20 protein-coding genes, 1 pseudogene and 1 other annotated feature are annotated in these 19,000 nt (G+C 36.4%); of the genes and pseudogenes, 9 read left to right on the forward strand and 12 right to left on the reverse strand.

The genetic code is table 11. The annotated features are described in order from the left end of the window. Positions 1 to 3: 3 nt before the first annotated feature. The 3 genes from AC1Q51_RS10470 to AC1Q51_RS10480 form a co-directional block, all read right to left on the reverse strand. Positions 4 to 1,146 (reverse strand): cysteine desulfurase family protein, encoded by a 1,143-nt coding sequence (locus AC1Q51_RS10470; protein WP_000638982.1) that lies wholly within the window; start codon positions 1,144 to 1,146, stop codon positions 4 to 6. A gap of 230 nt (positions 1,147 to 1,376) precedes the next feature. After that, positions 1,377 to 3,089 carry a septation ring formation regulator EzrA gene (gene ezrA / locus AC1Q51_RS10475; protein WP_000377315.1) on the reverse strand — a complete coding sequence of 571 codons (1,713 nt, stop codon included), beginning with the start codon at positions 3,087 to 3,089 and terminating at the stop codon, positions 1,377 to 1,379. Positions 3,090 to 3,299: 210 nt separating this feature from the next. Continuing rightward, on the reverse strand, positions 3,300 to 4,139 hold the full coding sequence (locus tag AC1Q51_RS10480; RefSeq protein ID WP_090976905.1) for a LysR family transcriptional regulator: 840 nt from the start codon (positions 4,137 to 4,139) through the stop codon (positions 3,300 to 3,302). Between the two features lie 124 nt (positions 4,140 to 4,263). Between AC1Q51_RS10480 and AC1Q51_RS10485 the strand changes: the two genes are divergently transcribed. After that, on the forward strand, positions 4,264 to 5,208 hold the full coding sequence (locus AC1Q51_RS10485) for a DMT family transporter (protein ID WP_098447193.1): 945 nt from the start codon (positions 4,264 to 4,266) through the stop codon (positions 5,206 to 5,208). 11 nt (positions 5,209 to 5,219) lie between these two features. Here the strand turns inward: AC1Q51_RS10485 and refZ are convergent, their stop codons facing one another. Next, entirely contained in the window at positions 5,220 to 5,858 is a 639-nt protein-coding gene (refZ, locus tag AC1Q51_RS10490; protein ID WP_075718479.1) for a forespore capture DNA-binding protein RefZ, read from the reverse strand. Positions 5,859 to 6,005: 147 nt separating this feature from the next. Here refZ and AC1Q51_RS10495 point away from each other — a divergent pair, with 147 nt between their 5' ends. After that, the gene (locus tag AC1Q51_RS10495; RefSeq protein ID WP_000494340.1) at positions 6,006 to 6,485 is read left to right on the forward strand and encodes a GAF domain-containing protein; all 480 of its coding nucleotides are present in this window, start codon (positions 6,006 to 6,008) and stop codon (positions 6,483 to 6,485) included. A gap of 62 nt (positions 6,486 to 6,547) precedes the next feature. Here AC1Q51_RS10495 and megL read toward each other — a convergent pair whose 3' ends face one another. Beyond that, positions 6,548 to 7,723: a methionine gamma-lyase gene (gene megL, locus AC1Q51_RS10500; protein WP_098211551.1), complete on the reverse strand. Its 1,176-nt coding sequence runs from the start codon at positions 7,721 to 7,723 to the stop codon at positions 6,548 to 6,550. Between the two features lie 400 nt (positions 7,724 to 8,123). Between megL and rpsD the strand changes: the two genes are divergently transcribed. From rpsD to AC1Q51_RS10530, 6 genes are all read left to right on the forward strand, one after another. Further along, on the forward strand, positions 8,124 to 8,726 hold the full coding sequence (gene rpsD / locus AC1Q51_RS10505; protein ID WP_000135315.1) for a 30S ribosomal protein S4: 603 nt from the start codon (positions 8,124 to 8,126) through the stop codon (positions 8,724 to 8,726). Positions 8,727 to 8,933: 207 nt separating this feature from the next. Next, positions 8,934 to 9,362 (forward strand): GNAT family N-acetyltransferase, encoded by a 429-nt coding sequence (locus tag AC1Q51_RS10510; protein WP_098250727.1) that lies wholly within the window; start codon positions 8,934 to 8,936, stop codon positions 9,360 to 9,362. A gap of 196 nt (positions 9,363 to 9,558) precedes the next feature. Continuing rightward, positions 9,559 to 10,872: a WXG100 family type VII secretion target gene (locus tag AC1Q51_RS10515; RefSeq protein WP_255288284.1), complete on the forward strand. Its 1,314-nt coding sequence runs from the start codon at positions 9,559 to 9,561 to the stop codon at positions 10,870 to 10,872. A 24-nt stretch (positions 10,873 to 10,896) separates the two neighbouring features. Continuing rightward, positions 10,897 to 11,349 (forward strand): YrhA family protein, encoded by a 453-nt coding sequence (locus tag AC1Q51_RS10520; protein WP_492331487.1) that lies wholly within the window; start codon positions 10,897 to 10,899, stop codon positions 11,347 to 11,349. 14 nt (positions 11,350 to 11,363) lie between these two features. After that, positions 11,364 to 11,816 (forward strand): SMI1/KNR4 family protein, encoded by a 453-nt coding sequence (locus AC1Q51_RS10525; RefSeq protein WP_090976896.1) that lies wholly within the window; start codon positions 11,364 to 11,366, stop codon positions 11,814 to 11,816. A 310-nt stretch (positions 11,817 to 12,126) separates the two neighbouring features. Further along, the gene (locus tag AC1Q51_RS10530; RefSeq protein ID WP_098236704.1) at positions 12,127 to 13,041 is read left to right on the forward strand and encodes a hypothetical protein; all 915 of its coding nucleotides are present in this window, start codon (positions 12,127 to 12,129) and stop codon (positions 13,039 to 13,041) included. A gap of 277 nt (positions 13,042 to 13,318) precedes the next feature. On the opposite strand, the gene AC1Q51_RS10535 is transcribed toward AC1Q51_RS10530, so the two are convergent. The 3 genes from AC1Q51_RS10535 to AC1Q51_RS10545 all read right to left on the reverse strand — a co-directional run bounded on the left by AC1Q51_RS10535 (position 13,319) and on the right by AC1Q51_RS10545 (position 14,103). Beyond that, a complete protein-coding gene (locus AC1Q51_RS10535; RefSeq protein WP_090976892.1) occupies positions 13,319 to 13,645 on the reverse strand; it encodes a hypothetical protein in 327 nt (108 codons plus the stop codon). 4 nt (positions 13,646 to 13,649) lie between these two features. Next, positions 13,650 to 13,772 (reverse strand): hypothetical protein, encoded by a 123-nt coding sequence (locus tag AC1Q51_RS10540; RefSeq protein WP_258375778.1) that lies wholly within the window; start codon positions 13,770 to 13,772, stop codon positions 13,650 to 13,652. Between the two features lie 61 nt (positions 13,773 to 13,833). Then, positions 13,834 to 14,103 (reverse strand): hypothetical protein, encoded by a 270-nt coding sequence (locus tag AC1Q51_RS10545; RefSeq protein WP_090976890.1) that lies wholly within the window; start codon positions 14,101 to 14,103, stop codon positions 13,834 to 13,836. A gap of 176 nt (positions 14,104 to 14,279) precedes the next feature. Between AC1Q51_RS10545 and AC1Q51_RS10550 the strand changes: the two are divergent. Further along, positions 14,280 to 14,399, forward strand: a pseudogene (locus AC1Q51_RS10550) (type I restriction endonuclease); the annotation flags it as partial. Positions 14,400 to 14,486: 87 nt separating this feature from the next. Here AC1Q51_RS10550 and AC1Q51_RS10555 read toward each other — a convergent pair. The 4 genes from AC1Q51_RS10555 to acsA all read right to left on the reverse strand — a co-directional run bounded on the left by AC1Q51_RS10555 (position 14,487) and on the right by acsA (position 18,834). Continuing rightward, positions 14,487 to 14,615, reverse strand: coding sequence for a hypothetical protein (locus AC1Q51_RS10555; RefSeq protein ID WP_000050940.1), 129 nt, complete (start codon positions 14,613 to 14,615; stop codon positions 14,487 to 14,489). A gap of 126 nt (positions 14,616 to 14,741) precedes the next feature. Continuing rightward, entirely contained in the window at positions 14,742 to 15,998 is a 1,257-nt protein-coding gene (tyrS, locus tag AC1Q51_RS10560) for a tyrosine--tRNA ligase (RefSeq protein WP_090976888.1), read from the reverse strand. 70 nt (positions 15,999 to 16,068) lie between these two features. Beyond that, positions 16,069 to 16,296: a binding site (T-box leader), on the reverse strand. Positions 16,297 to 16,472: 176 nt separating this feature from the next. Then, positions 16,473 to 17,033, reverse strand: coding sequence for a maltose acetyltransferase domain-containing protein (locus AC1Q51_RS10565; RefSeq protein WP_075718471.1), 561 nt, complete (start codon positions 17,031 to 17,033; stop codon positions 16,473 to 16,475). A gap of 82 nt (positions 17,034 to 17,115) precedes the next feature. Continuing rightward, positions 17,116 to 18,834, reverse strand: a complete 1,719-nt coding sequence (gene acsA, locus AC1Q51_RS10570) for an acetate--CoA ligase (RefSeq protein WP_000862049.1) — start codon at positions 18,832 to 18,834, stop codon at positions 17,116 to 17,118. Positions 18,835 to 19,000: the final 166 nt, after the last annotated feature.

A 19,000-nucleotide genomic window follows, 5' to 3' on the forward strand; every position in this document is an offset into this window, starting at 1 on the left:
TCTTTACCTCATCACTTCATATAATTTTGGCATCGTCTCTTTCACAATACCTTCAAATTGTTTTACTTCTTCCATCGTGTTGTCTGGTGCCAAACTAATACGAATAGCACTTGCAGCTGCTGCATGCGGCACTCCCATTGACACTAACACTCTGCTCACTTCATTTGCTTTTGAAGAACAAGCAGACTTCGTCGATACATATACACCGTGCTCTTCTAAAGCATGAACGACTACTTCTGGTTTTAAACCAACAAATGATACATTTAAAATGTGCGGTGCTGCATATGCAAGCGATGTATTAATCGTCACATCTTCCATCTCTTTAAAGAAGCTGACAAGCTCTGCTTGTAAACTTTGCAAATGAGCTACCTTTTCTTTCACTTGTTCCATTGTCATGCGAAGTGCTTTCACCATTGCTACAATGCCAGGTAAATTCTCTGTACCAGAGCGATACTTAAGCTCTTGTTGACCACCTGATAAAATCGGATCTAATCTTACGCCATCACGTATATAAAGAAGACCCGTTCCTTTTACACTGTGGAATTTATGTCCAGATATTGAGCAAAGATCAATATGAGAAGCATATAAATCAAGCGGTACTTTTCCTATCCCTTGTACATGATCTACATGGAATCTTATTTTCGGATGATTCGATAATAACGTTCCAATTTCAGCAACGGGCTGAATTGCTCCAGTTTCGTTGTTCACATGAATAATTGATACAAGAATCGTATCTTCACGAAGTGCTCGTTTTACATCCTCTACCGATACAACACCATGCTCGTTAACCGGTAAATATGTTACATCATATCCGAGTTCTTCTAATTGCTTATATGCCTCAAACACAGACGCGTGTTCAATATTTGTTGTAATGATATGTTTGCCGCGCGAACGATTCCTCATCGCTATCCCTTTAATCGCAAGGTTGTTCCCTTCCGTTCCACCTGATGTGAAAATAATTTCAGAAGGTTTAACGTGAAGAAGCTGCGCTGCAATCGTTCTTGATTGTGTTAATAGACGCTCTGCCTCTCCTCCAAGCGAATGAATAGAAGAAGGATTACCAAAATATTTCCCAGCAACCGTCACGTACGATTGAAGAGCTTCTGGATATGGCTTCGTCGTCGCACTATTATCAAAATAGATCATCGTTCTTCCCCTTTCAGCGCTATCACATCATATAATCATATCATAAATACGTGTCATTACGCTAAGACTACGCAAAGGTTCCGTTTTATCCCGATTAGTGAATAATAATAATTAGTGAGATACCCCCACTGATTACAGTTTCACTTTATTTTGAAACGAATAACCTTACTGTATTCCGCTATTCATTATAGCAACATCGCCTGCAAAATTACACAAAAAAACAAACCCTTTTATGAAAGGGTTTGTTCATTGTCTACATATTCAGCTATTTTTTGAACAACACCAGGTTCAAGTTGCTCTAGTACAGAAGCTGCTTGTTCTAAAGCTGCATCGTATTGATATTCACGGAATAATTTCTCCGCATAATTTAAGCTTTCTGCAAGGCTTTCATCATGACTGCGGTAACGGTTACCGTATTGAATTAATTTTTCAACTAAATACGCTTGTCCAATTAACTCTTCTGTCATTTCAGCTACACCGTTCACAGTTGTGTATGCTTCTTCTAAACTGCTATTTACAGCGTTCATATTTAACGGCTTCACTTCTAATTGTTCATATACAGCTTGCATTGCCATTTGCCCTCTTTTTAAATCTTCCATAATACTCTCTGGAAGACCTGGCAAATTCGACTTTTGCATAAAGCGTTTCGTTTCGAAAATAGTATTTCGCATTTCTTGTAACTTCTCACGCGCTTCAAATTCTTCTTTACGCATCGTTTGCAGCATTTCTTTATATTCTGCATGAAGTACTTTTAATGTTTCACATTGCTCATAAACCTCTTCTAGTTCCTCACGAATAATAGAGAAGGCAATATCTTGTTCAGCAACGCGTAATTGTAGCATTTCAAAACGTTTCGTTAAAATGTGCATTTGCTTTTCAATTACTTTTTGAGATTCAATATCCTTATCTTGCAATTGATAGCTTTGTTTCACAAGTTGTGTTTCTGTTTTCGTTTCAATCGTTTCGATACGTATTTCTTCTAAGTCTTCATAAACAGAAAGTGTTTTTTGCTCCACATAATGTCTCGCATGCACCTCTTGCTCAAGTTGATCATAGAAACCATCTAAACGAGTTTTTAAGTCTTCCACTTTTTCAGCCGCTTCTGTTATATGAAGCTCCTGTATATCCATTAAACATGTGTTTAGTTGTGTCGTCATATCACGAACTTCTTTAGGGACTTCCAAATACTCTAATACATAACCTTGTCTTACCATATCATTATGACCCTGTAATAAATCTTCCAGTTGAACTGGTAGCGTCGCTTGACACTCTACTAATAAATCTGGAATTTGGTGAATAATGATTTCTAAACCAGCTAAACCTTCTTCTAAACTAATAACAATTTCTCTCGCTTTTAAGTAGTCACCATTATCTGTTGCTTCTTCAAAACTTTTAAATTTATTAGATTCAGCGTCTAGCATCTCTTCGATTTTCTGCTCTGCTGCACCATACATATGTCTATGAGCAAGAACACTCTTTTTCATACTACGATATGTATCACGTAACCCTTCAATTTCCGAGCTATTTTTCTCATGGCTTTCTAACAATTGCTGTAATTCATTTAAAACACCTGTAATACGATTATCAGCGTCATCTAAACCACTTATGGATTCGTTCATCGCATGCTTTGCTTTTCGGAAGGAGAATTGCGAGGCGAATTTTCGCGCTTGCGCTAAATCTTTGTCAGCTTTCGGAAGGGTTGTTGATACAATTTCATCCCATTCTTCACGCCATTTACCAAACAGTTCTTCTGTTTGACCCGTCATGTTTAAATCTTTTACCCGTTTTAGTTCATCTGCCACAGGTTTATCTTTTATCTCTTGTTTCCACTGCTCCAGTGCTTCAATATCTTTATATGAACGATTTCTTATCACAAGCTCTATCATGAGCAGCACTAGAATAGAGCTTACTACAATGATAACGATCGTCAGGATAGAATCCATGCAAAAAAGCCTCCTAGTTATATCTCTTTTTTTGTCCGTTCCGTTTATGAAATGGAAGGCATTATGTATAAAAAGGGAATTCCCCTATATTTAACAACTAACAATGTACTAATCATACCATGTAATGGCTTGTTTTTGACCTAGTTTTTTTTAAAATTTCATGTTTCTTTCAATGCGATTGTAATCTTTCTCAATATTCCGCCTACCTCACTACCTATCCTCAAATGATTGTAATAACAAACAATCTTTCGTATGAGATACGAAATAAATTTTCCGCATGAGTGGTGGTTCAACAGAAATTCCATGTACATTTCCCTGCCTTACAGACTGCTCTACTGCCCTTTCTGGAAGTAAAGTGATGCCAAGGCCAGCTTTTACCATTGCAAGCATCGGTTCTGCGTAAGATGTTTCCACAGCTATAGTTGGTTTTACACCTTTCTCATGAAACATGTTCATAATCATTTTCCTTACATCGCATATTTCTGGATATACAATTAATTTTTCATTTTGCAGCTCTTCTATTTGAATGACTTTCTTCTCTTTATACGGATGATTATTTGAAATGACACAAACAATTTTCTCTTGTTGCACTTCTTTTATATACGTAGCACCTTCTACTACTGAATCGATGAACATCGCGTCGATCTCCCGCGCTTTAAATAAATCTCTTAATACTTCCGTATGTCCGATTTGCCACTCTACTTCGAACTCATCACCTAATACATCTTTACACTCTAATATGTAATGCTCTGCTAAACTCGGTAGTATACCAATTGAAAACTTTCGGTTCTCTTGATACCCCCTCATTTCTGTTTTCACTTCATTTATTTGTTCCAAAATCGGTAGCATTCTTTTTATAAATAACTCTCCTGCCTCCGTTAACTCCACTCCTTGCGCAGAACGCTTAAGTAAAGTAACCTCTAAATCCGCTTCTAACTTTTGAATTTGCTTACTAAGCGCTGGTTGAGATATATGTAAAATCTTACTTGCCTTTGATAAACTTCGCGTATGCTTCACTTCGATAAAAGATCGTACTGCCTCCAAATCCATCGTACACACCTCTAACAAAAAGTTATAACCGTTATAAGAAATCGATATTTCCTCCTATAAACAATTACTCTTTATACTTATTTCATCAACTTACTATAACGAAATGTAAAGGGGAAAGATACTCTTGAACAAAAAACAAATGCTACTCGGATCCTTTCTATGCTTACTCGCCGTCACTGCCTGGGGATTTATGTTTCCTGTAATGGCAAATGCCCTGCAATTTATCGATCCGTTCTTCTTCACAACGATTCGCTATGGATCAGCAGCTATTATTTTTCTTATTTTGCTATTAATTACTGAAGGGAAGACTTCACTCCGCTTAGAAAAAAGAACACTTTCTCTGTTCTTTTACGGGACAGTCGGTTTCGCAGGATATGGTTTTCTCGTTTTCTACGGACAACAACTTGCCGGGCCTTCTGGAGCAATCCATGCAGCGATGATTCAGTCTCTCATGCCACTAATTGCCTTATCATTACAATGGATAACAAAAAACAAGTGCCCACAAAACTACACATTCCTTTGTATGTTCGTTGCATTACTCGGTGTTATGCTCGTCATTTCAAAAGGAAATATTCACTTATTATTTGGAGCTGCAAGCCACTTATCGACAAATATATTGATGCTATGCGGCGTTACTTGCTGGGTCATTTATACAAACGGGGGTGCTCGTTTTCAATCTTGGTCACCACTTCGATATACGACATTAACTTGTTTATTTGGCTCCATTTCACTCATCGTTATTGTTACTTTCTTAACGTATACAAATATAGTTACTATGCCGTCACTGCGTACAGTTGTGAGTGTTCGTTTTGAGCTCTTTTATATGTCGATTATCGCAGGGGTTATCGCTGTATTTTGCTGGAATATGGGAAATCGCTATATTTCATCTATTAACGGCATATTATTTATGAATTTAGTTCCTATCCTTGCACTGATTGGTTCTATGTTTCGAGGTTATACAGTCGATAAAATTGAAATTGCTGGAGCTGCATTAACAATTATCGCGCTATTATGTAACAATTTATGGCAAAGAAAAGTAAACATAAGAATCCCCACCTCAGTTCGTTAGGTGGGGATTCTTCACATATGAACAGCTCTTGGCCATTCATGGTACATATTCACTTTACATAATGCTTGTTCCATCCATTGCTCAATCTCTTTCGTGTACATTTCTATGAAAAATGTCTCGGACGGGAAAGAATGCAGTACTTCTGATATATATTGTGGATATAAAAACGGCATATTTATCATGCCTTTTAATTGCGTCATAAACATTGTAAATGATACTTTCTGAAATTCTTGTTTCATTTGTCCTTGTCTAATAATTTGCTCTATATAATATCTTTCTTTAGAAAAATAAACGGTCATCACTTCACGAATTAATGTCGTATCAAGCGAAAGCTCTCGGTAGAAGAAACGTGTTAGTTCTCTATTTTCAAATTGATATCGTAACATCCCACGCACCATTTGCACCATCACATCTTTAGCCGACAAATACTCTCTCTGTTCAAACGAAATTTCAATCACATGAATATACCCTTCTAAAAAATCAGTAATAAGCTGTTCTAATAAACCTTGCTTCCCAGCAAAATAATATGAAATATTCGCTACATTCACATCCGCTCGCTTTGCAATGTCTCGCACCGACGTTCCATCATAACCTTTCGTATTAAACAACGATATTGCCGCATCAATTACTTTTTGTTTCGTCTGCTTCATGCGCTCACTTCCTCTCAATGAACAGCTATAGTTTAAATTTCTTGACTTTTAAGACAAATTCCTTTAATTTTCTATCGACAAAGTCATGTGAAATACATCGTATTTTGCTAATATTTTACACATCTCGATAAAAAAGGAGCTGTTTCCATGTTTACTAAAGAAAGTTATGCAGGATCTCGTGTGCAGCAATATGAGACAGTAATTAAACAACTGGATGCGTTATTAACTGGCGAATCAAACGTAGTCGCAAACTTATCAAATGCGTCCGCATTATTAAACCAATTTTTAGATCGCGTTAATTGGGTTGGCTTTTACGTAACAGAAGGAAATCAGCTTGTCCTTGGACCGTTCCAAGGAATGCCTGCTTGCGTACGCATTCCATTTGGACGAGGCGTTTGCGGCGTAGCAGCTGAAACGAAAACAACTCAGCTTGTAGCGGACGTTCACCAATTCCCAGGTCACATCGCTTGCGATAGTGCTTCTAATTCAGAAATCGTTGTACCGATTGTGAAAGAAGGAGCTGTCATTGGTGTACTTGACATTGATAGTCCTGAAAAGAATCGTTTTGATGAAGTAGATCAGCGCTATTTAGAAAAGTTTGTGGAAACACTCCTAAAACATATGTAAAAAGAAAAGAGCGAGTTATCGATTTAGTACGTCCTGTACAAAACCGATAGCTCACTCTTTTTTTATTGATTAACAGTAGATATTTTCTTTAATGCTTGCTCTAAATCAGAAACGATATCCTCCCAAGATTCTAAACCGACCGATAAGCGTATTAAATTATCGAAAATGCCCATTTCTTTTCTTAGTTCAGCTGGAATCGCAGCGTGCGTCATCGTTGCTGGATGCTGAATTAACGTTTCTGTATCTCCTAAACTCACCGCAATTGTAATAAAGTGGAGGTCATTAATAAATGCTTGCGTCTCTTCTTTTCCGCCTTTTACTGAAAAAGAAATAACACCGCCCCCGCGCTTCATTTGACGAGATGCTAACTCCCCTTCTGGATACCAAACACCTTCTACCGCATCATGTTTTCTTAAGAACGATACAATTTTTTCTGCATTATCACAATGACGATCCATTCTTACCGCTAACGTCTTTAACCCGCGTAATAATAACCATGCATCAAACGGCGCCATAATGCCGCCGATATCTTTTCGCATCGGGCGAATCTTTTCAGCTAACGCTTTCGTTTTACAAATTGTTACACCCGCTACAACGTCACCATGGCCACCAATATATTTTGTCGCACTATGCACAACAGCGTCACAGCCAAGCTCAAGCGGTCTTTGTAAATAAGGTGAACAAAACGTATTATCAACAATGACAAGTAAACCATTTTGCTTCGCAACCTGAATAACTTGTTTTAAATCGATTAATTTCATTGTTGGATTAATCGGTGTTTCAACGAAAATAAGCTTTGTATTTGGACGAATTTTATTTTCAATATCAACCTCTGTCTCCATCTCACAAAACGAATGCGTAATCATAAATTTTTCTTCTAACACTTCTAAAAAACCGTACGTACACCCATATAATCCATTTGAACAAATAATATGATCTCCAGCCTTTAAAAAACCGATTAAAGTTGCTGAAATAGCTGACATACCAGATCCGAAGGCAAGTGCTTCTTCTCCTCCTTCTAACACCGCCATACGTTCTTCAAATAATTTCACAGTCGGATTTCCAAGCCTTGAGTAAATATAAGATGGATCCACTCCCGCAAAACTCGCCTCTCCTTGCTGCGCAGTCTCAAATGTAAACGTAGAGGTTTGAAATAAAGGTGGTGTTAAACTTCCTTTATGTTCCTCAGGTGTATAACCGTGATGAATTAACGCTGTCTCCATATGCTTCTTTTTCATAAAAACATCCCCTTTATGTTTTTATTACCGCATATTCACCAGTAAAAAACTGATGAACGTTTTTACTACATTTTATGTAAGCGTTTTATTTGTGTTTCTATCTCTTCTTTTATATTGTTTTAAATTCCTTCTTATATTAATTTCCAAAATTTATATGCATAAAACAAAAACGTACTCGCTTGACGAAACTCTGGGTAAAAGATATAATAGCGTTTGTGTAAAATAAAAAGGCAGCCTTGTAATGTGAGTTTATCGTTTGTATTTTGTTCCTCTACGGAGGTGTATCTCGTAACTCCCTGCTGCTGGAGCGAAGGTACATGAAAACAAAATGCCCGTAAATATCGATTACGTCTGTTTTTATTTTACGTAAATAAAAACATTTTTAAAGGAGGAGTCAACTATGGCTCGTTATACAGGTCCAGCTTGGAAACTGTCTCGTCGTCTTGGAATCTCTCTAAGCGGCACAGGAAAAGAATTAGAAAAACGCCCTTACGCACCAGGTCCTCACGGTCCTAACCAACGTAAGAAACTTTCAGAATACGGTTTACAATTACAAGAGAAACAAAAACTTCGTCACATGTACGGCATGACTGAGCGTCAATTCCGTCGCACATTTGACCAAGCAGGTAAAATGCCTGGTAAGCACGGCGAAAACTTCATGATCCTTCTTGAAGCTCGTCTTGACAACTTAGTTTACCGTATGGGCTTAGCTCGCACTCGTCGTGCAGCTCGCCAATTAGTAAACCACGGTCACATCATGGTTGATGGCGCTCGCGTAGATATCCCATCTTACCGTGTAAAACCTGGTCAAACTATCAGCGTTCGCGAAAAATCTAACAGCCTTGTTGTTGTTAAAGAAGCGATCGAAGTTAACAACTTCGTACCAGAATACTTAACTTTCGATGCTGACAAATTAGAAGCTACTTACACTCGTCACGCTGAGCGTGCTGAGTTACCAGCTGAAATCAACGAAGCATTAATCGTAGAGTTCTACTCTCGTTAATCTCGGTACTCTGCAAAGAGTATTATTAAAAGCCTTAGGAACCTTGTTTATCAAGGAGCCTGGGCTTTTTTTATTTTATTTAATAATGCAAGATAAGGCATAAAAAAGAATGTAATTGGGGCTAGTTTGGGGTCACAATAAAAAAGGCTGGCGTGTGTATAGAAATGGATAAGTACACAAAATAGATGGTAAAAGGAGTTACTTGTTTTGAAAGAAAAATCCAACAAGATCCCTCTCCATGTACAAGACTTTCAAAAATTTAAATTGTTATTAGAAGAATTAGTGCAAGATGAAATAATGTTCATAGAAGGCCTTTCTAAGTATTCTTTAGATATTTCTTCTAAAAAATCTAAAGTCACCATTAACCTTAGAAGCGAATTTTTCCCCGATCCATACTTGGCGATTACTGCTATAAACATTACACCAAGTAATCAAGGTAAGGGAAGTATTGTTCTTGAATGGTTTAAAACATTCGCTAAAGAAAAAGGATTCGAACGATTAGTATTACAAGAAGTTATAACTGAAGAAGGTTACCACTTTGCATTAAAAAATGGTTTCTCAAAAAAGATTGATCCATTCGAGGAAATTTTTAGAAAGCCCGATAGTACGGACGGAAATTATGAATTGCATTTATAAAGGGTAAAATAAAAGTGAACGAATATTTTTCACACTCGTTCACTTTTTTATTAGGTGAATTATCTAATATCGCCGGCTCCTTCTACATCCAATACATAATAAAGAGCCATACTAGATTTCACCCAAAATCCCTGTAACAGAAAAATGCCTATATGGTATAATTTCATTGGTAAATTTTAGGGAGAGGAGGGGCTATATGGTTCAAATCAAAGTAACACCCGAAATGCTAGAAGAAGTTGCAAACCGTGCAAATAACACTAGAAACGCGTTAGAATCCATACATAACGACTTATGTAATCAAATTGATTATTTATGTTATCAATGGATAGGTGCTTCTAATCAAAATTTCATCCAAATGTTCAATGATGCAAGACCAAAAGCATTTACCTCTATCAATGCAATCACAAATGTGGAAGAAGAATTGAAAAGGATTGCTGAAAAATTCCGCAATGCGGATAATCAAGATGTTACACTAGAAGAAGGTGCAATGTGTAGCAAAATTCCGCCAAAATCAGAAGAGACCTTTTGGGATAGAAATAAAAAGGACTTGAATGATGCGTGGACTGGGATTTCTACTGGGGTTGTAGATGGGGTTGTAGACGCATGGGACGGATTTGTCGCTTTAGGAGATAAAGAGACCTGGTTAAACATGAAAGATGCAATCGTAAATTATAAAGAAACCCTACCTGTGGCATGGAATGCCCTATCCGATTCATTCATGAATGAATTATGGAATGGGGATATGAAAAGTAGAGAACATTATGCAGCTTATGCGGTCACCTCGCTACTCACAGGTTTTATTGGTAGCAAAGGTCTGGATAAAGTTGGACAAGTAGGAAAAATAGCAGCTGTTACAAGTCTTACAAAAGGAAAATCGCTTCTAACTACTGCCCCTGCATACAGAGATGCATTGTATACATTAAATAATTTTAAATTGAACACCGGAAACCGTTTTGCTTATGCTGGTGTTGGGGGGAATTCTTTAAAAACTAGCCTTGTTGATACTTATCAAACAGCTAAGGATAAACTATCGCCTTATCAATATACTAAAAGCAACACAGATGGAGACACTTTTGTTGGTAAATTATATGGAAAAGATGTACATCTCGACGATGTCAAAGTTGCAGATATTACTTATTCTAAGAGAACTAGAGAAGAAGCTGAACAACTTCGGAAGGAATTTGATAGAAGTGTGAGAAAAGATTTTCTTAATGCATTGGTAAATGACCCTGTTAAATTGGAAGAACTCAAAAAAGCGGGGATAACAGATGCTGATATAGAAAGGATGAAAAGAGGAAACAACCCAAAAGGGTGGCAGGTACATCATAACCTCCCCTTAGACGATGGAGGAACAAATACATTTGAAAATTTAACTTTAATACAAAATCATCCATATCATAAAGTTATAACTAATACACAACGTACATTAACTAAAGGCTTGCAACCAGGAGATAGTGTAGACATAAGCTGGCCTATCCCAAAATACAACATCTATCCTAAAGGGGAATAAATAAATTTAGAAAGAGGTTTTTGTATGTGGAAAAATCTAGTTTTAGAAATTGAAAAAATAGAGAAAAGTTTTAATGATAAATTGAATACACCCGCAATGGATACTGAAATTCAGAGATTAAGAGAACATGCAAAAGAGAAAATTAGTATTGATTTACCGCGTGAATACGTAGAGTTTCTTAAAACTGTAAATGGTTTAGATTTTAATGGGCTGGTACTTTATGGAGTCGATTCTTCTTTACTAGAAACAGAAAAAGATGAACAAATTTGCGGCTTTATAGAAACGAATGAGATTTGGTATGAAAATGAATTTCAAAAAGAGTATCTTTTCTTTGGAGATTCAAATATTGCGTGGTTTTGTAAAAACTTATCTGACAGTACTTATTTAGAACTTGATAAACCATCTGGAACAGTGATGAACACATATAATGATTTCAATACAATGCTTGAAGAAGCATTGAAAACAGCCCTCCTTTAATATGGAGTATTAAAATGAAGAATATTACATGGTCCTTTATGAGTAAAACACCAATTACAGATGAAGAAATCCAAAAAGCAGAAAAATATTTTGGTATTAAATTTCCTGAAGATTTCATTGCATGTGTAAAGAAATACGATGGAGGTTATCCGAGACCTAAAATATTTGATGTGCCTGGACGGGATGAAAATGTATTTAGTAAGCTTTTAACTTTTGATTTAGAAAGTAGAAATTCAATTATTCAAGTTTATGAAGATATAAAAGATCGATTAGCAAATAAAACATATCCTTTTGGTAAAGATTCATTTGGAAATCACTTATGTTTTGACTATCGAAACAATCCTGAATCACCAACTGTTGTATTTTGGGAACACGAAGAAGAAGATATCGAAAAAGCAATTTATCCTGTTTGTTCGTCTTTTACCGAATTACTTAATAGCTTACGCGATTTAGAAGACGAGGAATAAAAAATAAAAGAAGAACGCCTTATTATAAGGATTAACGTTCTTCTTTTTCATTTTGAATATGGATAAGTTTTCTTTGAGTTATATTAATACCCCTAAAAAAAGCGCAAAAAGAATCTACTTATAATTAAATAACCCCCCTCTTTTCAAAATAACGTAATAAAAATCAGATTATCTTCAGATACCAAATTTCTTTCATACGTCAAATATTAAATTCCAAACTTAGCCACTTCGAATGCTGATAATGGTAAAATATCCTATATAAATACAATTTATGATGGTGTTAAATTTTCTTTATTAGGAGGAGAGGAAAATGGCAGTAACAATGAAAGAAGCTTACTCGACAATTTTGAATGAAAAGGTTTCAGCGCAAGAAATAGATGAACCTGTAAATAAGCATTTAAAACAAGAATTAGAATGTGGAGTTTGTAGAATACCTGTGGCGCATCGCACAAGACATATGAGAAATGAAGTAGATATTCCAGCGCTTTTTTACCGAAAAGGCGGCATAAACCACGAGGAATTCTGTTCATACAATACACTCGGTCAGATTAAAGTTATCGCACGTGATTCCGATGATGACATTTTAAAAAGTGTAGAGGATAAAACTTTTTTATTTCGCTTAAATATGATCCATGAGCCTTTAGAAGAATTGAAAAATCAAACTACAAAGCCAAAGAATGATCAAAACAAGGCACTGAATAAAAAAGATAGAACTTATCATTCTAGCGGGAGCTTAAACTCATACTTATCAACCATGAAAAAGATAATTGAGTTACGGAATATTCTAGAAAAACAAACCGAACTACACTCTATTATTGAAATTGAAATGCATGGAAAAAGAATAAAGTGGAGTGATTTTTATTACGAACCAAATCGTTATATACAAGCATTCAATTACATAAAACAACTAGAATGGAAAAACAGACACCCTATTTGCATAGAGGGTATTGTAGACAGTGTGCGGTATATAGAAATATCAGATAAATATGCTATAAACCTTCGCTGGGGAAAAAAGGGAATTAACAGCAAAGGAATAGAACAAATTCCTTCACCATCTATTTTTTTCGATGCTGGAACACTTTCACCAGACGATATAAAAGCCGGACAACATATTGCGGTATGCTCACTATGTTCACCTCGTATGAATGGCGGGAAAGTTAGAGAATTTTTAAATACTAATGCCCATTTGTATCATAAAAATCAACTTGTTATTTTATCAGATTAATAAAAGTTCAAATGCTCCCCCTCTTGAAGATTTCATGAGCCTGTTTTTTTATTTATAACCTTCGAATTCACATCCCATAACCTTGGATATGAGTTTTAAATTTATCATCACCTGCACATTTCATTTTTAATATGGATGAGTTCGCTTCGATAACACCTTTCATGATTAATACAGTTAATGTCATACCAACGCTACATCCTATAAAGAATGTTCACCATGTCATTTATCTCAATCCTTCCAAAATAAAAGCACCCGTTATGGATGCTTTTTATTTTACTTACAAACCCTTTTCCTCTTCTTCCTCTTTTACCGTTGATACTTTATCGTACATGTCCATCATTTTCTTAAACGAATTAAAAGCCCCTACATATAATCCGATTAAACCAACATAAATCAATAAAGCACCTTTATTTTGTACTACTGAAATAATTACAGTAATTGTACCTCCACCGCTAGTCAACAAACTTCCCATTACATCCATGTATTCTCGAAACTTGATACCTGCCTTTTGTTTAGTTCCGTAGCAATAAAGTGTCAAAACCAAAAATGAGACAAAAGCTATTGTCCATAAAGACATGTAAAACCCTTCTAATAAACTTTCCATGTAATTACCCCTTTTCTATAAATAAAATTACTTGCCCCTTTCTATTTACAGAAAAAAAGTAGACTCCTTCTTTTTTTTCAAAAAAAGATTTTTTGTTTAATTCTACTTTCCAGCTTCTATCTTCCATACATAATAAAAAGAGCAACCAAATAGATGCTCTCGTATTGCTTCAATATTATTTTATTTTACTAATATTTACGTTTAATAGGCATCTCGGGAGTGCTTAAGTTGTCGTAAAATTTTTCTGATTTCCTTAGACTTAATGCGTTAGCCATGTTATTTTCAAATATATCAACTTTAACGTTTGGGTCTACATGAATGCAATTCATTTCCTTATCAAGCGCATTCTTCTGAAGTTTTTTAACATAAAAAGTGGATATTCTTTTGTCTCTCAACGAATCATCAATAACATATAATAAATTTAATTTTATTGCCCTTTCATCCTCTTTACTTTTCATAATTGGAGGCCTCTTTTTAAAGAAGTCCATAGAAAACAACGCTTTTTGATTTATTTTATCATAAAGACAAAACTTCACATCTCCATCTTTGCAATGGTATTCTTGTTCATGCCCATTAACATCTCTATGACCATTAAACTGATACTCAATATTGCCTTCTTGTTCTTTTTAAGGGCATCCGGCAAGCCCCAAAATCACAGGGAGTGAGTAGAATTTTTATTGATAACGTTAATGACTTAAAAGATCTGGAAGCACTTATTACTTCGTGCTATGATCAAATTTTAGCTAATGTTTAAAAGAGAAAAATGTACGCTCTTTTTCCAACAACCTGACAAAAAGCCAATCCAATGGATTGGCTTTTGAAGTTTATATATAAAATAAAGTTATTTATTTTCCTCTTTTTGAACATATACATAAGCATCTTTCTGCTCTTTATGTATATCAACCTTCGAATTCTCTGCAAGCTGACCCGCATTTAGCAAAGAAAAAATAATGAGCGCTTCTAGTGACATTTTGTTTTACCACTCCTTTCTAGTTGTTATACATTTATCATACCGCTTACATGTGATTTCCGTATGAACTCGAAAAGGAGATTAAAACAAAAAGCTTTGAGGAATTTCCCCAAAGCTTTTTATTTATTAGTAACGAATTAAGAAATATTTCTTCTTACCGCGGCGAATGATTGTAAATTTACCTTCGATGCGGTCGTTTTCTGTTACAACGTAGTCTAACGCTTGTGTACGCTCACCGTTTACGTAGATTGCGCCGTTCGTTACATCTTCACGTGCTTGACGTTTTGATGGAGAGATTTTGCTTTCTACAAGTAAGTCGATTAATACTGTATCTTCTACAGTACGTTCTACAGATGGTACGTCTTTGAATCCTTGTTCAATTTCGCTTGCAGTTAGTTCTGCTACAGAACCGCTGAATAGTGCAGCTGAAATTTTGATTGCTTGCTCTAATGCTTCTTCGCCGTGAACAAGTTTTGTCATTTCAGAACCTAATGCTTTTTGTGCTGCACGTTTTTCTGGCGCTTCAGCTACTTGCTTTTCAAGCTCAAGAATTTCTTCATGAGATAAGAATGTGAAGTATTTTAAGTATTTAACAACATCGCGGTCATCTGTGTTAATCCAGAATTGGTAGAACTCGTAAGGAGTTGTTTTCTCTGGGTCTAACCAAATTGCGCCACCTTCTGTTTTACCAAACTTCGTACCGTCAGATTTAGTAACAAGTGGAATTGTTAAACCGAATGCTTTCGCATCTTCCTCTGATTTACGGATTAATTCAAGACCAGCTGTAATGTTACCCCATTGGTCACTACCACCGATTTGCAGACGGCAATTATGGTGTTGGTATAAGTTTAAGAAGTCGTATGATTGTAAAATCATGTAACTGAACTCAGTGAATGAAATACCAGTTTCTAAACGAGATGCTACTGTATCTTTTGCTAACATATAGTTTAAACCGAAGTTTTTACCGATATCGCGTAAGAATGAAATTACATCTAAGTTACCAAGCCAGTCATAGTTGTTAGCCATTGTTGCTGGGTTGTCCACGTTTTCGAACTCTAAGAAGTTTGAAAGTTGGTTTTTAATGCTTTCTGTGTAGTAAGCAACTGTATCTTTCGTATTTAATGTACGCTCTGCTTTTTTACCACTTGGGTCACCAATCATACCAGTACCACCACCAACAAGTGCGATTGGTTGGTGACCAGCTAATTGGAAACGACGTAACATTAATACTGGTAACATATGACCGATGTGTAAGCTATCTGCTGTCGGATCGAAACCACAGTATAATTTAACGCTTTCTTTTTCTAATAATTGCTCAAGGCCCTCAGCATCTGTTTGCTGATTAATTAGACCGCGAAATTCAAGATCTTGTAAAATACCCATATCCTACATACTCTCCTTTAAGTTCATTACTGGCGTGAAGGTTGAAAACATAAAAAAATCGCCCCTTCAAATAAGGGACGATTTTGATTATCGCGTTACCACCCTAGTTGCAGGCAAAAAAGCCTACCACCTTATTTACATAACGGCTTAGCACCGTCTTTTCCCTTTTGAATACAATTCAATCGAAAAAAGATGCTCTAGGGGCGTAATTCGCGATCATCTATGTGCTGATTTTCACCGACCATCAGCTCTCTAAAACAGGGAAATGATCACTACTTCTCCCTTTCCACGCTCAATTATTCATATACTTTTCTTTATACCATCATTTATATAGGCGTGTCAAATAGAGGTCCGGTTTCTCTTCTTGTCAATCCTTTACAACGTCGCAAGAAGTAATTTATTAGACATAAAAAAGCCTCCCTCATCTATTCTTTCACAAATGTATACAGACGAGGAAGGCACTTCGTTCACATATTATTTTATTTTTTTAATAATCTTTGCGGGATTCCCGCCAACTACTACATTATTAGGTACATCTCTCGTTACGACAGCACCAGATGCGATCACCGCATTGTCTCCAATTGTTACACCTGGATTAATAATTGCTCTTCCGCCAATCCATACGTTATCGCCAATTGTAACTGGTTTTCCGTATTCTGATCCGCTTATGCGCTCTACTGGATCAAGCGGGTGTGTTGCTGTATAAATGTGAACACCTGGAGCTAACATACAGTTCACTCCGATTGTTACCGGGCATACGTCTAAAATTGTACAGTCAAAGTTCGCGTAAAAATTTTCGCCAACGTGAATGTTATAACCGTAATCACATCTAAAAGAAGATTCAAGATGAATATTATCTCCTGTCGTTCCAAATAATTCTTTTACGATTTCGCTACGCTCTTTTAATTGCTCTTCTGGCGTATCATTTAATTTTCTCGTTAATATACGTGCTTGCTCTCTTTCTTGTACTAAAACTGGATCAGCCGGTATGTACATTTCTCCTAGTATCATCTTTTCTTTTTCTGTTTTCATCATACTCCCCCCTTCAACTTATATATATAAGTTAATAATAACATAAAAAAAGGTCTGAACGTTGTTTCGTTCAGACCTTCCTCTCTTAATCTTCCATCGTTGATAAGTCACCTGTTGGTAAGTTTAACTCCCACGCTTTTAATACGCGGCGCATAATTTTACCACTTCTCGTTTTCGGTAATTTATCTCTAAATTCAATTTGCCTTGGCGCTGCATGAGCTGCTAGGCCTTTCTTTACAAATTGACGAATTTCTTCTTTTAATTCATCAGATGGTTCGTATCCTGCTCGAAGTGCGATAAATGCTTTAATAATTTCGCCGCGCACTGGATCAGGAATACCAATTACACCTGCTTCTGCAACAGCAGCATGCTCGATTAATTTACTTTCTACTTCAAACGGACCAACGCGCTCACCTGAAGTCATAATTACATCGTCAATACGTCCTTGGAACCAGAAGTATCCATCTTCATCCATATAGGCAGAGTCACCTGATACGTACCAATCTCCCGGCATGAAATAAGATTCATACTTTTGCTGGTTATTCCAGATCCCGCGCATCATAGATGGCCAACCTTTCGCAATTGCTAAGTTACCCATTGTGTATGGAGGAACTTCATTTCCTTCATTATCAACAATCGCTGCTTTCACACCTGGAATTGGTTTACCCATTGAGCCTGGGCGAATTTCCATACAAGGGTAGTTACAAATAACTTGTCCACCTGTTTCTGTCATCCACCACGTATCATGAATACGAAGTCCAAATGCATTCATACCCCAGCGAATTACTTCTGGATTTAACGGCTCACCAACGCTTAATACGTGACGAACTTGTGATAAGTCGTATTTTTTAATTGCGTCTTGTCCAGCTCCCATTAACATACGGAACGCTGTTGGTGCGCTGTACCAAACCGTCACACCGTAATCTTGCAGTGCTTCATACCAAGCTTCTGGACTAAAGCGTCCACCTAAAATAACATTTGACGCTCCAACTAACCACGGTGCGAAAATACCGTAAGCAGTTCCCGTTACCCAGCCCGGGTCAGCTGTGCACCAATATACGTCATCTTCTTTTAAATCTAATACCCATTTCGCCGTTTGATAATGCTGAACCATTGCATTTTGCGCATGAAGCACACCCTTTGGCTTACCAGTAGAACCAGACGTATAGTGAAGAATTAAACCATCTTCACGGCCTAACCATTCAATATGTAATTCTTTTGAAGCTTGTTCAAATAAAGGATTGAACGCTACCGTTTTACCGCCTTCTTCTACATTATCTCCAACAAGGAAAACTGTTTTTAAAGCAGGTAAATCATTTAATGGTACACGCTCTAATAACTCAGGCGTTGTAATTAACACCTTCGCTTCACTATCTTCTAAACGATCGCGAACCGCACCTTCCATAAATGCTTCAAATAACGGTCCAACAATTGCTCCTAATTTCACTGCACCTAAAAGTGCGAAATATAACTCTGGAGAACGTGGCATAAAAATAAAAACGCGATCGCCTTTTTCTACATCGCCATAATTTTTCAGGACATTCCCTGCTTTATTAGAAAAATCCTTCATTTCCTTAAATGTATATTTCTCTTTTCGCGATCCATCTTGATAATAAAGAGCTACTTTATTCTTTCGATCGGATTTCGCATGCTTATCAATTGCCTCATACGCCATATTTACTCGGCCTGTTTCATTCCAAGTAAAGTTTTTATTAACCTCTTCCCAGTTAAAATTCGCGTATGCCTCATCATAATTCGGCAAATTATTTTCTCCTTTAATGACAGGAAGCGTTTCTACTTTCATACTTTACATCCCCCTCCTATGTATTCTATTATCTATTATAATGATATTATTTAAAATTTTCAGTATATTTGTTGATTTTTAGACAAATTTTTAATGACAAAATTCGATTCACATCGCATATATTATAAAGTACGATATTAATAGATTCACAAACCCTCAAGGTGGT

The organism is Bacillus sp. MT94, from assembly GCF_058792475.1.

What these genes read in the sequence shown, in the direction of transcription:
- AC1Q51_RS10470 (WP_000638982.1), bottom strand. Translation starts at nt 1,146, where the DNA reads ATGATCTATTTTGATAATAGTGCGACGACGAAGCCATATCCAGAAGCT.
- ezrA (WP_000377315.1), bottom strand. Translation starts at nt 3,089, where the DNA reads ATGGATTCTATCCTGACGATCGTTATCATTGTAGTAAGCTCTATTCTA.
- AC1Q51_RS10480 (WP_090976905.1), bottom strand. Translation starts at nt 4,139, where the DNA reads ATGGATTTGGAGGCAGTACGATCTTTTATCGAAGTGAAGCATACGCGA.
- refZ (WP_075718479.1), bottom strand. Translation starts at nt 5,858, where the DNA reads ATGAAGCAGACGAAACAAAAAGTAATTGATGCGGCAATATCGTTGTTT.
- AC1Q51_RS10495 (WP_000494340.1), top strand. Translation starts at nt 6,006, where the DNA reads ATGTTTACTAAAGAAAGTTATGCAGGATCTCGTGTGCAGCAATATGAG.
- megL (WP_098211551.1), bottom strand. Translation starts at nt 7,723, where the DNA reads ATGAAAAAGAAGCATATGGAGACAGCGTTAATTCATCACGGTTATACA.
- rpsD (WP_000135315.1), top strand. Translation starts at nt 8,124, where the DNA reads ATGGCTCGTTATACAGGTCCAGCTTGGAAACTGTCTCGTCGTCTTGGA.
- AC1Q51_RS10515 (WP_255288284.1), top strand. Translation starts at nt 9,559, where the DNA reads ATGGTTCAAATCAAAGTAACACCCGAAATGCTAGAAGAAGTTGCAAAC.
- AC1Q51_RS10520 (WP_492331487.1), top strand. Translation starts at nt 10,897, where the DNA reads ATGTGGAAAAATCTAGTTTTAGAAATTGAAAAAATAGAGAAAAGTTTT.
- AC1Q51_RS10525 (WP_090976896.1), top strand. Translation starts at nt 11,364, where the DNA reads ATGAAGAATATTACATGGTCCTTTATGAGTAAAACACCAATTACAGAT.
- AC1Q51_RS10530 (WP_098236704.1), top strand. Translation starts at nt 12,127, where the DNA reads ATGGCAGTAACAATGAAAGAAGCTTACTCGACAATTTTGAATGAAAAG.
- AC1Q51_RS10535 (WP_090976892.1), bottom strand. Translation starts at nt 13,645, where the DNA reads ATGGAAAGTTTATTAGAAGGGTTTTACATGTCTTTATGGACAATAGCT.
- AC1Q51_RS10540 (WP_258375778.1), bottom strand. Translation starts at nt 13,772, where the DNA reads ATGGAAGATAGAAGCTGGAAAGTAGAATTAAACAAAAAATCTTTTTTT.
- AC1Q51_RS10545 (WP_090976890.1), bottom strand. Translation starts at nt 14,103, where the DNA reads ATGAAAAGTAAAGAGGATGAAAGGGCAATAAAATTAAATTTATTATAT.
- AC1Q51_RS10555 (WP_000050940.1), bottom strand. Translation starts at nt 14,615, where the DNA reads ATGTCACTAGAAGCGCTCATTATTTTTTCTTTGCTAAATGCGGGTCAG.
- tyrS (WP_090976888.1), bottom strand. Translation starts at nt 15,998, where the DNA reads ATGGGTATTTTACAAGATCTTGAATTTCGCGGTCTAATTAATCAGCAA.
- AC1Q51_RS10565 (WP_075718471.1), bottom strand. Translation starts at nt 17,033, where the DNA reads ATGATGAAAACAGAAAAAGAAAAGATGATACTAGGAGAAATGTACATA.
- acsA (WP_000862049.1), bottom strand. Translation starts at nt 18,834, where the DNA reads ATGAAAGTAGAAACGCTTCCTGTCATTAAAGGAGAAAATAATTTGCCG.